The sequence below is a fragment of the Helicobacter fennelliae genome, from assembly GCF_900451005.1.
Taxonomy (GTDB): Bacteria; Campylobacterota; Campylobacteria; order Campylobacterales; family Helicobacteraceae; genus Helicobacter_B; species Helicobacter_B fennelliae.
Genome location: NZ_UGIB01000001.1, coordinates 2,003,898 through 2,018,220 on the forward strand (window position 1 = coordinate 2,003,898; position 14,323 = coordinate 2,018,220).

The following is a 14,323-nucleotide window of genomic DNA, read 5'->3' on the forward strand; positions in this document are numbered from 1 at the left end:
ACGCCCTAAATTCACAATAAAGGCGTATCATGAAAGTTGCGTTATTAATGAGCGGGGGAGTAGATAGCTCCTACTCAGCTTATTTACTCAAATCCAGTGGCTACGAAGTTTTGGGAATCTATCTCAAACTTCACGACAAAGAAGACAAGCATGAGATGTTTATACGAAATTGTCAAAAAGTCTCCCAGAATCTAGATTTTCCATTTATGGTGATAGATGCAAAAAAAGAATTCAAAGAAATCGTTTATGACTACTTTGTCCAATCCTACAAAAACGGCGAGACCCCAAATCCTTGCGCACTATGTAATCCAAATATGAAATTTGGCTTAGCATTGCAAAAAGCCCTAGAGCTTAACTGCGATAAAATCGCTACAGGGCATTATGCCAAAATCAAACAAGTTGATGGCAAAAACAAAATCGCGCGCGCAGTGGATCTTAGCAAAGATCAGAGTTATTTTTTGTATGCGATCTCGCAAGAAGCCATTGATAGGCTGATTTTTCCATTAGGCGATATGCTCAAAAGCGATGTGAAGCCAAAGGCATTTGAAGTTATGCCGTGGCTTGGAAGTTTAGAGACTTACAAAGAAAGCCAAGAAATCTGCTTTGTTGAGACGGATTATATCGACATTCTCAAAAAGCACACAAAAGTAGAAAATCCCGGAATCGTCAAAAACGCCAAAGGCGAAATCGTAGGCGAGCACAAAGGCTATATGCAATACACCATCGGAAAGCGCAAAGGCTTTAGCGTCAAAGGCGCGCATGAGCCACACTTTGTGCTTGATATCAACCCAAAAAACAATGAAATTGTAGTTGGCACAAAGCAAGAGCTAGCAAAACTTTTGGTGCAAGCAAACAATATAAGCTTGCCAAAAGACTTTGATGGCAAAGAATGCGACATCAAAATCCGATACCGATCAGAGCCGACAAAAGCACTCATACAAATCCAAGATGACAAAATCATAGCCAAACTCAAAGAGCCGGTATTTGGCGTGGCAAAAGGACAGGCTTTGGTCGTGTATGAGCAAGATTGCGTGCTTGGCGGAGGCGTGATCCAGTAGATTCAGCCCGCCAAAGCAAAAATCAAGGCAAAACTTAAGGATACAGATATGTTTATTTTTGGCAAATACATATATCTCAACCCTGTGCGCACGATCACATCTTTTGATGATATAGAATCTGCTTTTTTTGAGCTAGAGCAATGGCAAAAAGAGCAACCACAAGAAAAACAATCACAAAAGAAGTCGCAACAACACAAAGAGCATGGCTTTTGGGTCGGGTATATTAGCTATGAGGCAAAAGATACATTTCATAGCCAAAAGCCAAAATCTAGCCCTTCATCAATGCTTACACCAATGCTTTCATCAACGCCACCAATGCCTATTTTTGAATTCACACTTTTCAAAGAGCGCAAGAGATTCACCCCACAATTCTTGCACTCATCACAATCTCTGCCTCCTTTGCCTCATTTTTATCCAAATCTCATTGCGCCACTTGATTATGAACGTTACAAGAGGGATTTTGCATATATCAAACAACAACTTGCGCGTGGCAATAGCTATCAAGTCAATTACACGCAAGAGCTTGCCTTTAGCACGCATTGCGATGGGCTAGAGATTTTTACAAATCTCCTCTACACCCAAGATACCCCATACAAAGCCTATCTCAAAACAAAATTTGTAGAGATTATCTCTTTTTCACCAGAGCTATTTTTTAAACTCAATCACGACACAATCACCCTCCAACCAATGAAAGGCACGATAAAAAGAGGCAAAACGCCAGCCAAAGACGCGCATTATAAAACCACTCTCCAAAATGATGAAAAAAACAAAAGTGAAAATATGATGATTGTGGATTTATTACGCAATGATATAAGCCAAATCGCCCTACCACACACTTTACAAATCCAGAATCTTTGCACAATCCACACCTACCCAACCCTCCACCAAATGATCTCAACCCTCAAAGCAAAACTACCACAATGCCGACTTTATGATATTTTTAAAGCCCTTTTTCCGTGCGGATCAATCACAGGCGCACCCAAAAAATCCACAATGGAGATTATCCAAAGCCTCGAAAAAAGAGAACGTGGCGTGTATTGCGGAAGTATCGGGGTAATCAGCAAAGATGAAGCGATCTTTAGCGTGCCTATCCGCACATTAGTGCGTCGCTATAATGAGGCATTCTATCGTTATGGCGTTGGAAGCGGGATTGTTTGGGATTCTAGAGCGAAGCAAGAATTCCAAGAGCTCAAACTCAAAACACATTTTTTATTTACATCAAATCACAACATGCCACCAAGCACCCAAACACAGAAAAAACAAGCCAAATCACAAAATCTAAAATTACAATGCACGACTTTACAAAAGCCTAGATTTCAAGATTTTAAACTTCAAGATTTTAGACTTCAAAAATTCAAACTTATAGAAACTATGCTTTTTCAAAATGGGCGCGTTTTTTTGCTCTATAAACATCTCAATCGCCTTGCAAAAAGCGCGCGTGCATTGGATTTTGAGACAAAGCATATTGCGCCTTTGCTCCACTCTCTTACTATGCCAACTCTTCCAAAAATACGCAATTTTTTAGATTTTATGCCTTTATCACTTAAAGAGCTTTGGCAGAATCTACCCATAGATTTTATGCGACAACACAACCTCAAAGCCTCGCAACAAGCGCAGATTCTGCGTATAAATCTAGACAAAAAAGGCAGAATCTATACACAGATTTTGCCACTTCACACAAGCACAGCAAAGCAGCAAATCCGCCTCTCTACGCACACACTCAATCCGCATAACGACTTGCTCTATCACAAAACCACCATGCGAGATCATTTTTACACAGATAACACTTCATGCGGGCATTTGCTTTTTGATGAGTATGTGTTTGATACTATTTTTGCCAATACAAATGGCGAAATCTGCGAAGGTTCACGAAGCAATATTATCATCACAAACAATACCCAACTCTTCACTCCTAGCGCACAAAGCGGGCTTTTGTGCGGGACTTTTCGCGAACTTTTGCTTGAATGTAACATCATCAAAGAAAAAATCATCACCATAGATGAGCTACACAGCGCAGAGCAAATCTTTTGTATCAACTCTGTGCGCGGGATCACACCTGTTTTTTTGCATAGCCAGCCGACATCAGAATCCATGCAAAAATCTATGCCAGAATCCACATTAGATTCTACGCTAGAATCCATACGAGAATCTACACACAAGCCACACAAAAATCCGCAAAATCTACACCAAAATCCAAAAAAGAAGCGCGATGAAACTCCTACTAATCGATAATTACGACTCTTTTACTTATAATATTTATTATTATTTGTATGAGCTTGGTATCAAGCCACAAGTATGCAAAAACGATTTTGCCAAAAGCTTGCAGGAGGTGAGGGATTTTGTCGATTCATTTGATTATATTGTGATTTCTCCGGGCTTTGGAAGCCCCAAAGATTCTGGGCTAAGCATTCCTATCATTCAGGCATTTGCCCCGCACAAAAAGATTCTAGGTGTGTGTTTAGGACATCAATGTATCGCCACAGCTTTTGGTGGCAAAGTAGAAAAAATGCCAACGCCAATGCACGCCAAAAGCACTTCTTGCTTTTTTACGCCAAATGCGCTTTGCAATGGGATTTCTTCGCCATTTCAAGTTGCTTTGTATCATTCGCTTTTTGTGAGTGAGCTTGGGGAGTGTCAAGAGCTTGGATTTGCGCATATCAAAGGCTTAAAAATTCCGATGATTCTCAAGCACAAACACTACCAAACCTATGGCGTGCAATTCCACCCAGAATCTATTTTGGGACACAATGGCAAGATGATTCTAAAAAATTTCCTAGCCCTCTAAGTGTGTAAATTTACAAATACAAAACACCAAATATTTTAACCACATTTACGCTACAATACCCACCTATATCCAGAATCTCAAATTTTAAGTTTAAAAATCTTGAGTTTAGATTTAAGTTTAAGTTTAAGTTTAAAGTCTAAGTTTAGATTTAAAGTTTGAGAGCTTTAATTCTATTCTAAAAGGAGCATTTATGCTATTTTACTTACAACAATGTATAAAGCGATGTATTCCAAATACATTAAAGAATATAGTGCGACATAATAGATTCTATACAGAGTATATTTTGCCATGGCGTTTAAATTATCAACAAAAAAAAGTTGCAAAACTTGATGATGAAACATTTTTAACAATGAGACATAAGCATATATTTGGTTATATTCCTAATTTTAAGAATCCACAAACATTTAATGAAAAAATAGTGCATAGAATGCTTTATGATAGAAATCCAATATATAGTGCATTAGCTGATAAACTCAAAGCTAGAATCTATATTGCTACTTGTTTGCAAGAGCTTCAAAATACTGCAAATATATCTCATACATCAAACATATCTGCTACTATGTCTAATACTACTATATCTATTAATACTATGGGGGGGGGGGGCAGAGCAAAAGTAATGCTTTAGATTCTAAGCATTCAAATCTTTCAGATTCTGTTTCTTATTCAAATCATTTAGAATCTTTACATAAAGTAGATTCTGCAACTTTTAATTCTAATTCCTTAGATTCTTTAAATTCAAATTATTCAAATCTTTCTAATCATTTAAAATCTAAAAATTTAGATTTTAGTTTAGATTCTGCTACTCACAAGTTGGATTCTGTTAGTTTAGATTCTAAGCATTCTCAATCTCTTGATTCTGTTTCTTATTCTAATCATTTAGATTCTAAAAATTTAGATTCTGTTTCAAATCTTTCAGATTCTAATTCCTTAGATTCTATTAATTTGCATTCCATAGATTCTGCAACTCTTTCTTTACTCTTTATGCCTATTGATGATATACAAGACAAACTCTTTGAGACAAATACTTGTGAGTTTTTGCCAAAGATTTATGGAATCTATAAGAATGTAGAAGAGATTGATTTTACACATCTTCCACAAAGCTTTGTTTTAAAAACAAATCATGATTGTGGAGGAGTAGTCTTAGTGCAAGATAAAGATGAGTTTTTAAATAATAAAAAAGTATTTCAAGAATCTATGGATAAATTAAGAAAACATTTAAATACAAATTATTATACAAAGACTAGAGAGTGGCATTATGATAATATAGAGCCTAGAGTATTTGTGGAGGAGATGCTTGGGGAGAATTTGAGTGATTATAGATTCCATTGTTTTGGTGGAGATATTAGCTTTATTCAAATTGCAAATTCCTCTCACACCACAAATGATATATTTAACACCAAATGGCAACACCTTCCTATGCACTATCTCAATCCGCCAAGCCAAACAAAAATCTCAAAGCCAAATAAGCTTAGTGATATGCTAAATATCGCCCATACATTATCTTTGCCTATTAATTATGTGCGAGTGGATTTGTATGTAATCAAAAATAAAATTTTTGTAGGCGAGCTTACTTTTACTCCAAATGGTGGGACAGCAAAATTCACTCCACAGGAATGGGATAAAACTTTGGGGGATTTGTGGCAATGATGAAAACTTCAAATATTATATTTTTATGTGTTGGTTGCATTATCGGTTGGGGTGCATTTATATTGCCCGGAGAATTGTTTTTAAAAATTGGCTTAATAAACACATTTATCGGGCTTGGAATTGGAGCTACACTCGTTGGGCTTATTGCGCGTAATTATGTCTATGTGCTTTCTAAATTTCCACAAGTTGGAGGGGAATTCATCTTTACTCTAAATACCCTAGGCAAAAAACATGGATTTATTTGTGGCTGGTTTTTGAGCCTTGCTTATTTGTGTATCATACCACTAAATGCAACAGCAGCATCTTTGGTGATTGATTATTTTGGGCTTGATTTTTTACACATTATGCCAATGTATCGCATCCATGAGACAACAATATATTTTGGTGATATTTTAATTTCGCTTGCAAGTATTTTTGTCATCGGGGCTATTAATGCCTTAAATATTCGTATTGTGTTTGGATTTCAAAAAATCTTTACGCTTATTTTGTGTGGAAGTGTTTTGTTATTTTTTGGGATAATGAGTGCAGATGGAGTATCATATCAAAATCTACACACATATTCTTTTGATTTTTCGCTTCATTCTATTTTTATCGTTATTGCTATATCACCTTGGCTTTTTTTAGGGTTTGATTGCGGAATCCAAATCGTGCAAGATATAAAATATAACAAAAATAGATTCTGGATTTTTACTATCATATCAATTTTTATTGGCTTTTTACTTTATACAATGATGATTTGCATTACTGCATTTGGTATTCCTAAAGCAGAATTATCTCTCTATCAATGGGCTACTGGAGAGAGTGTCTATCGATATTTTGGCGTGATTGGAAGTATTATTTTGACATTTGGGATTATAGGTGCTATTGCGAGCGGGATAAATGGATTTTTTATCACTACAAATAAAGTTCTCTATGCTATAACTTTACACCATATCCTGCCACGATTTTTCCTAAAACTTAACCGCCACAACATTGCACACAGAATCACCATAGGCATAATGCTTGCTTCAGCTATCATGCCATTTTTTGGGAGAAAGGCTTTGCTCTATGTTGTCGATATGGCTTCTATCGGTATTGTCATCGCCTTTTTGTATGTCAATATCATTACCTTTATGCTCAAATACAAAGAAAATCACAAATACGATATATTGGCTATCATTGGAATTGCGATAAGTATATTTTTCTTTTTGCTTTTGTTTTTGCCATTTTCACCAAGTGTGCTTAAGCTTCCATCTATCATCGCTCTTGTGATTTGGATTTTTTTGGGGATTGTTTTTTATTATAGTTCGACAAAAACTTTTGTTGTTCATAATGATTGAATTACAATATGACAGGCTTCAACAAGGATTGTTTAAGTGGATTGCCACGCAGTTTTGCAACTGCTTGCAATGACGCATATCATTCTTGGCAAATGACGATTGAATTCACTTTTGCGTTTTTTCTGGATTCTTAGCTTGTGCTCAGAATGACGAGGTGTTTTTAGATTCTAGATTCTATAAATAATCAAAACATTTGGCATACTTATTGCTTATCTATCTCAAATCTTCAAGACAAAGGAATAAAATGCTAAGGTCATTATGGTCAGGTGTAAGCGGTATGCAAGCACATCAAATTGCGCTAGATATTGAAAGTAATAACATTGCAAATGTCAATACGACTGGCTTTAAATACTCTCGAGCATCTTTTGTAGATATGCTCTCTCAGACAAAGCTCATTGCCACTGCGCCATATAAAACAGGGCTTGGTGGTATGAATGACTTTTCAGTTGGCTTGGGCGTGGGTATCAATGCCACCACAAAGGTGTTTTCTCAAGGTAGCACGCAAAATACAGATGTCAAAACCGATATGGCGATTGAGGGCGAAGGGTTTTTTGTCATCAGCCCTGATAAAGGCACGACTCTAAACTATACGCGCGATGGGAGCTTTTTGTTTGATGCTGATGGCAATCTCGTAACAACGGGCGGATATGTCGTTCAAGGTTGGCTCAAAGATGATCTCAAAAATGCCTCAAAAATGAGCGAACAAGAGTTTTATCATATCGATAACACAGGTCCTATCCGCAGTATCCAAATCGATCCAAATATGGTTATGCCCGCACGATCAAGCACGACTATCAAATTGCGTGCAAACCTAAATGCCGGAAGACATAGCGATCAAAATGGCAATATTTACGCGCTAGATTCTACTTCAAAAACCCCAGCTGATGGAATTAATCCTTTATATGATTCTGCGGGGAATCTCACTCAAATGCAAGAAGATATGGGCGCACTTTTTAATCAAGATGGCGATGCATTTGGCTTGACAGAAAACCAAGGCATTTGGGTAAGCTACAAAAATGCTCAAATGACAAATAGTGTCGTCAATACCGCAGAAAATAGCTCTGTCTCAATCAATGGCACAAAAGTTTCATTCTCAAACGATTCGGCGATGAGCGGCATTTCTACATTAGTCGCTGCGCAAAATGCCATTAATGGTGTGAGCGATAAAACCGGCGTAGAAGCCTATATGGAAGGCAAACTCTTAAAGCTTGTCAATCGCAATGAAATGGACGGCAACGAAAATACAAAAAATATCCACATCACAAAAAGCGGAACAGGCGCATTTCAAAACTTTGTAGAAGGTGATGCAGATGTTACTTCTTTTCGGTATCGCTATACCAAGTCAGAATCCCCGGATTCTTCCACAGGGCAATTCCGCACGACAGAAGAGTTGAGACGACTTTTGCAATATGATGCCAATATGATAAAAGAACCCGGAAAGCCATATAATGACAGCACTGCCTCAGTGTCTGTAACGATTAATAAATTTGGTATGTTTGAGATTGCCAATAAAGACAACGAAGATGATGAAGTGCAAAATATGTCTATTTTTGTTTCTGGATATGCTTCAGATCAAGTCTCAAGCAATGTGTTATTTAAAAACACAATGAGAGGGCTTAATACCGCGTCATTGATTGAGGGTGGAGCGAGTGTTTCGACAACAAGAATCTCACATGCGACACACACAACGACTATTGAGCTTTTTGACTCGCTAGGCTCAAAACACACCATTCGTTTTGAATTTGTCAAAACAGGCTCGGTAGAATGGAGTTTCAAGGCTATCGTGCCTGAACCTTCAGTGATTTATGGTGCTTCAGCGACAAGACCAAATATTTTTGAAGGCGGAAGATTGCGCTTTAATAGTGATGGAAGTCTAGCTGGAATGAATCCTCCAATCCTTCAATTTGACCCTAAAAATGGCTCAATAGCACCCCAACGACTCAGTCTTTCATTTGGCTCGACAGGCGGATTTGGTGGGCTTACAAGCGTGGATAAACAATCTGAAACTTATGCTATTGAGCAGGACGGCTATGGAGCAGGAGATTTGGTTGATATTCGCTTTGATTCTGTGGGCGCGCTTTTGGGTTCATTTAGCAACGGGCGCACTTTGGCTTTGGCGCAAGTGGCTTTGGCAAATTTCGCGAATAATACAGGGCTTCAGGCAGAGGGTGGTAATGTGTTTTCCTCTACTGGTAACTCTGGGCAAGCGATGATTGGCGCGGCAAACACGGGAAGAAGGGGTGGTATTTCTGGATCGAAGCTTGAGATGAGTAATGTGGATTTGAGTAGGAGTCTCACACAGCTTATTGTCGTGCAAAGAGGCTTTCAGGCAAACTCAAAGGCAGTTACAACTTCAGATCAGATACTTAATACTTTGTTGAACTTGAAGCAATAAATCTAGATTCTATTTTCCATATGATCTAAATTCTCTCTTTTTGCTTCTTTTTGCAGATTGCTTCGTTTAGGGCTTATCTTGTATTATTTTGGCGACGCACAATATAATGCGACTCACTCGCTAAACTCGCAAAACTACAAAAATAAGCTAAAAATAGAGGATTTCTTTGCGCTCTTTTGTGTTTCCATAGATTCCAAATCCTCACAATAGCTCAATTTTTTTGGCAATCAACCACCGCGCGATAAAATAATATATCGTGCCTATGATGAGTGTCTGGATCGAAATAGTAAGAAGTGAAGCTTTCATACTATCAAAGCTAAATAATGAACTTGGCAATGAAAATGGTATCAAAAACTCCACAAAATTAATCCCGATAAAAATCATAATCCCAACCATAAAGCGAAAGCTCTGAATATGAGTAGAATTTAAAATCGCCAAAGTCAAGAGAATCTTTGTCAAAAAGCACAATATTTGAGCCAAAAAATACACACTCAAAATCACAAGAATAGCCACATCAGCCGATCGCACATACTCAAAAACAGAGCCAAAAAACTCTGATACATCTACACCGGGCATAACCAAAAACACTTGCAAACTCACAATCGCATAAAAAAGACTCGAACACCCAATCAATATAAAACAACTCAAAATTTTCGCGCACAATATAGAATCTAAACTCACAGGCAAACAAAACAAAAGTATGCCATAAGAGCCAAAAAGATTTTTGCCAAAAATACGAATCACAGACCAAATCTGCATAACAAAAAGCAAAAAAACAGACAAAAACGCCACGCCTATACAAAAACTCACAATCCCCTTATCCCAAAAATTATGGATATTTGTGCTTCCACTTCGTATATGCCCGCCGATGATAAGCATACTAACCAAAAAAATCCCCCCAATCACCACAAATGGAAAAAAAGAGCGTAAAAGCTCATATTTGAGTAACTTCAACATCTAAAATACTCCTTGTAGATTTCTTCAAGATTTGCAAGATTTGAATGCTCGGTGAGGATTTCAGAAATAGGCTTATGAAGCTTGATTTGCCCACGATCTAAAAAAATCACCTCATCTAAGATTTTTTGGACATCATACACCAAATGCGTAGCGATAATCACACTTGCTTGCTTGTTGTAATTATCCATAATGAGCTTAAAAACACGCTCTCTTGCGATGGGATCGACACCTGCGATTGGCTCATCAAAGATATATAATTGAGCTTGGCGGGAGAGCGACAAAATAAGGGCGATTTTTTCTTTATTGCCTTTTGAGAGGGTTTTTATTTTGGCATATGGATTGAGATTGAGCTGGGATGCGAGTTCTTTGGCTTTGTAGCTATCAAAGTCAGCAAAAAAATCACTAAAAAATTTCAATGCATACGATATGCTCCACTCAAGCGGAATGCAATTTTTATCAGGAAGATACGAGATAAGTGCTTTTGAAGAGTCATTGAGCGGATTTTGGTTAATCAAAACACTGCCACTATATTGCTTTAGTAATCCCATAAGGACTTTTATCAATGTTGTTTTGCCACTACCATTTGGACCAAGTAGCCCGATAATCTTTCCTTGTGATATTTGCAAATTAATATCATTGAGTGCGACATTGACGCCATAAGTTTTTGATAATTGTGAAATTTGGATAAGCACAAAGCCTCCTTTGTTTAGGTTTAGAATCTAAAATCATTCTAGTTTAGATTCTATATTTTGATTTTCACCTTTGCAATGCTTTGGGTTAAAATGACAAAATTATGTGTCATTGCGAGCAATCATGAGATTGCGTGGCAATCCAGAAAATGAGTTTTAGATTCTATGCCAAACACAAGCGAGCATTAAGAAATCCTCTATTTTTAGGCAGATTTTAGGATTGTATAGAAATTTTAGGCAAGCAAAAACACAAAAAAGTGTAACAATAGAGTTCATCGCAGGTTAAAAATTTCAAACTCCCTGAAATATGCCTTCTCAAGCAAAGCCCAATGAACGCATAGCAAAAAAGCTAGGATTTAGATTCTATGGAAATGAGAATCTATAAACAATCAAATCTCCAAAAACTGCTTAGCTATCCTAATCTGCAACATCTGTTTTTTCACATCATCACGTTCATTTTCTAGCAGCTCAACAACTTGCGCTATCAGCTCTCTTGCCTCAAGCATATCTTCAATATCATCAAAATGAGGCAGATTCTGCGTGAGTTCAAAAGCCCTTTGAGAATCTTTATTGATAAGGGCGATTTTAAGATTATTGCACCAATTCATTATGGTGTATTTCTCTCCACGCCTCTAATAATCCCTTGGCGACATTTAAGACAATATCGATTTTTTCTGGATTGTTTTCGACATTCGCTTGAGTGAGAAGCTTTATTTGATGTGTATAAAGTCCTGTAAGATATACCGCGACATCTCCACCTTTTTCATAATCCAAAATATTCAAAAGCTCTGTAAAAATATCTGTAATGCGATTAATGTAGTAAATCTTTTTCTCAATATCCCCACACTCAATATTGCGCCTTGCTTGACCACCAAATCTCAAAATCCCCTCATAGAGCATTTCAATAAGCTTGGCTGGAGATTCTACTGAAACATTATTTTGCTGATACAAACTATAAGCATTGCTTCTCATCATTTATCCTTTATTTTTTCGCCACAGACTGATCAATCATCATCTGGACAGAACCAAATGCATTTTTGGTTTTTGCAATTTGATTGTCATAAGCTGCAAATCGTTGAGCCATTGTATCGTATCGAGTATCAAGCAATTCATTTGCACTTTTTTTGTCCTTTTGCAAACTTTTTGCATCTCTCTCTAATGATGACCCAAAAACTTCAAGCCTTGAATTACTACCATCGACTAATCCGCTCAAAAATTTATCGATTTTGACAAAAACTCCATCAATATGTGTCTCTTTTCCTGATGATTCTTTCTTATCTTTGCCAAAGAAAAATTCCTCTGTGCCTTTTGGATTGGAATTTATAGCACTTGAGAGTTTGTTTTCATCAAGAAACATCACTCCATTATCATTAAGCGTAATCCCATACGCAACGAGATTTAAGATATTTGTATCCAAAAACTCCGAATATGTGATGAGCGAATTCAAAGAAGATCGGATCGTGCGAATATCACTCACGCCATTAAAAATCCCCGCGATCTTAGAATCTTCATCATATCGCGTGCTTTCATTGAGCTTTGGCACAAGTTCATTATATGCTTTGACAAATTCTTTGAGATTATCAACAATTGCTTGCGTATCTCTACCGACACTAATAATTGCAGGTTTGCCCTCTTCTGTCGTGGATTGGAGCGTCAAAGAAACGCCACTTATCACATCATTGATTTCATTAGTTGGGCGCGATACAAGCGCACCATTATAAGAGATGAGCGCATCGCTTCCTTTTTGGATATTTTTGATTTTAAACAAGCTATCCTGAAGTTTTGCATATCCTTGCATAATGCCCGCTTGCAATCCCATATCAGCTATGGCTTGCTTGCCTACGTCATCATTTGCTTGTATTTTTATCTCTCCAATTTCAGAATACAGCGTTAATTTGCCCTGCCCATCTGTCTTAGCGTGCATACCTGCGATATTTTCAATGGCTTGCGCAATGATTTGAGCATTTTGCTCGCTTGTGTTTTTGTCTTTTGTCATTTTGGCTAAATCAAGCGGAACACTACCAATCTGAACTACGCCACTTAGCTTCCCAGCCTTGACAGCGCTCCCAGATTGTGCTAATGGCTCTTGTTTGCTTTGGGTTTCTTTGAATCCTAATGCTTTGGCTTGATTCCCGCCAACTTTGATCTCATATCCGCGCAAATCATTAAGAATAAGTGATTTTCCGTCATTATCTAAGCCGATATTAATATCAGAATCAAGCAAGTCTTTGAGATCTGTATTTTTTTGTATGGCTTCTTTGATCGCTTCTTTAAGCACCAATGCAGAATCTGAAGAGCCATCAGTTTTAAGGATAATATCAAGCGTATGCTCATTGCCATGATTATCTTTGAGTGTGATATTGAAATCGCCCTGCTCCAAATTCAACGCTCCATTTTGTATGACACCTGTTTGCATTAATGTCCCAAAATAGATTCTGCTTTGATCGCCCATTCCTTTGGAATTAAGCATAAGCTGATATGGCTTTGCACCTCCTGTTTTCATGATGATTCCAGTAACTTCGCCATTTGTCTCATCGGTGATAAGCTGTGCTACATCACCTACGCTCATTCCTGCTTTGATATTGATGTCGTATTTTTTACCCTGTGTAAAAAAACTCAACTTAATGTCATTTTCACTAAAAGTGCTATCTCTGCTTTCAAATTTACCACCGATCTCATTGATGTCGCCTTGAGCAAGCTGATGCACATCGATTTTAATATCTTGAATCGGCACACCACTTGCCACACTTGCCTTTATAGCGTCAGAATTTACATGCGTTGTCCGCCCCAAATACGAAGAATAATCAGCCAAAAATTTCGTAGGGGTGCGAAGTCCTGAAAGAAGTGTTTTAATTTCAGCGAGTGTTTTTTGTTTTTCGACATTTTGTTCCATTTTTCGCTCAATGGGCTTAATCATAGCTTTTTCATCAGATTCTCGTAGTTTGTCGATCACATCATAATTTAAAACACCACTTCCTACGCCAAGTGAATTAATTTTACCAATTGCCATTATAGCTCCACTTCATTACAGCATAAAATCAAATATCCTAGCCTTTTGCGTCAAAAATTAATCCCACAACTTCATTCATTTGTCTAACAAGTGCGATCACTTCTTTTGTAGGTATCTCGCGGATAATCTTTTCTCCACCCGCTTCTTTGACGGTTACAACCAAACCTTCAATATCATCGTTATAGCTGAAATTAATATCCGTCCCAATTTGTTTCATTTGCTTATTGAGCTTATCAAGATTTAATTCCTGCTCTAATTGTTCTTTATGTATTTTTTTAGATTCTTGCTGAATATTACTCTTATTGTTGATTCCAGCGACACTGCTTTCATGCTTTCCATAAGGCTTTCCAGCACTGCTTGCCATATCGTATAATGTGCTTCTTAATGAAGAAACTTGATTTGTATTAACAGTCTCCAACATTCTAACCTCCTTGTAATCTTTGGCACTAACATTCACTACATC

13 protein-coding genes are annotated in these 14,323 nt (G+C 37.4%); 7 read left to right on the top strand and 6 right to left on the bottom strand.

What is annotated here, in order from left to right:
• Nucleotides 1-29 precede the first annotated feature (29 nt).
• The 7 genes from mnmA to flgE all read left to right on the top strand — a co-directional run bounded on the left by mnmA (nucleotide 30) and on the right by flgE (nucleotide 9,204).
• Nucleotides 30-1,058: a tRNA 2-thiouridine(34) synthase MnmA gene (mnmA, locus tag DY109_RS09895; RefSeq protein ID WP_023949997.1), complete on the top strand. Its 1,029-nt coding sequence runs from the start codon at nucleotides 30-32 to the stop codon at nucleotides 1,056-1,058.
• Between the two features lie 48 nt (nucleotides 1,059-1,106).
• Nucleotides 1,107-3,290, top strand: a complete 2,184-nt coding sequence (locus DY109_RS09900; RefSeq protein WP_023949998.1) for a chorismate-binding protein — start codon at nucleotides 1,107-1,109, stop codon at nucleotides 3,288-3,290.
• Entirely contained in the window at nucleotides 3,268-3,843 is a 576-nt protein-coding gene (locus tag DY109_RS09905) for an anthranilate synthase component II (protein WP_023949999.1), read from the top strand. Before DY109_RS09900 ends, DY109_RS09905 begins: the two co-directional genes overlap by 23 nt.
• A gap of 190 nt (nucleotides 3,844-4,033) precedes the next feature.
• Nucleotides 4,034-4,468, top strand: coding sequence for a hypothetical protein (locus DY109_RS09910; protein WP_244916668.1), 435 nt, complete (start codon nucleotides 4,034-4,036; stop codon nucleotides 4,466-4,468).
• Between the two features lie 185 nt (nucleotides 4,469-4,653).
• Entirely contained in the window at nucleotides 4,654-5,490 is an 837-nt protein-coding gene (locus DY109_RS09915; protein ID WP_244916669.1) for an ATP-grasp fold amidoligase family protein, read from the top strand.
• A complete protein-coding gene (locus DY109_RS09920; RefSeq protein WP_023947833.1) occupies nucleotides 5,487-6,809 on the top strand; it encodes an APC family permease in 1,323 nt (440 codons plus the stop codon). The genes DY109_RS09915 and DY109_RS09920 overlap by 4 nt, the downstream gene beginning before the upstream one ends.
• A gap of 244 nt (nucleotides 6,810-7,053) precedes the next feature.
• Nucleotides 7,054-9,204, top strand: coding sequence for a flagellar hook protein FlgE (flgE, locus tag DY109_RS09925; protein WP_023947837.1), 2,151 nt, complete (start codon nucleotides 7,054-7,056; stop codon nucleotides 9,202-9,204).
• A 201-nt stretch (nucleotides 9,205-9,405) separates the two neighbouring features.
• Here flgE and DY109_RS09930 read toward each other — a convergent pair whose 3' ends face one another.
• The 6 genes from DY109_RS09930 to DY109_RS09955 all read right to left on the bottom strand — a co-directional run bounded on the left by DY109_RS09930 (nucleotide 9,406) and on the right by DY109_RS09955 (nucleotide 14,281).
• On the bottom strand, nucleotides 9,406-10,161 hold the full coding sequence (locus DY109_RS09930) for a hypothetical protein (RefSeq protein WP_023947841.1): 756 nt from the start codon (nucleotides 10,159-10,161) through the stop codon (nucleotides 9,406-9,408).
• Nucleotides 10,155-10,853 (bottom strand): ABC transporter ATP-binding protein, encoded by a 699-nt coding sequence (locus DY109_RS09935; RefSeq protein ID WP_023947843.1) that lies wholly within the window; start codon nucleotides 10,851-10,853, stop codon nucleotides 10,155-10,157. Before DY109_RS09935 ends, DY109_RS09930 begins: the two co-directional genes overlap by 7 nt.
• A gap of 386 nt (nucleotides 10,854-11,239) precedes the next feature.
• On the bottom strand, nucleotides 11,240-11,458 hold the full coding sequence (locus tag DY109_RS09940) for a hypothetical protein (RefSeq protein WP_023947845.1): 219 nt from the start codon (nucleotides 11,456-11,458) through the stop codon (nucleotides 11,240-11,242).
• Nucleotides 11,442-11,825 carry a flagellar export chaperone FliS gene (gene fliS / locus DY109_RS09945; protein WP_034549537.1) on the bottom strand — a complete coding sequence of 128 codons (384 nt, stop codon included), beginning with the start codon at nucleotides 11,823-11,825 and terminating at the stop codon, nucleotides 11,442-11,444. The genes DY109_RS09940 and fliS overlap by 17 nt, the downstream gene beginning before the upstream one ends.
• A gap of 7 nt (nucleotides 11,826-11,832) precedes the next feature.
• Nucleotides 11,833-13,860 (bottom strand): flagellar filament capping protein FliD, encoded by a 2,028-nt coding sequence (fliD, locus tag DY109_RS09950; RefSeq protein WP_023947848.1) that lies wholly within the window; start codon nucleotides 13,858-13,860, stop codon nucleotides 11,833-11,835.
• A 37-nt stretch (nucleotides 13,861-13,897) separates the two neighbouring features.
• Nucleotides 13,898-14,281: a flagellar protein FlaG gene (locus tag DY109_RS09955; protein WP_023947849.1), complete on the bottom strand. Its 384-nt coding sequence runs from the start codon at nucleotides 14,279-14,281 to the stop codon at nucleotides 13,898-13,900.
• Nucleotides 14,282-14,323: the final 42 nt, after the last annotated feature.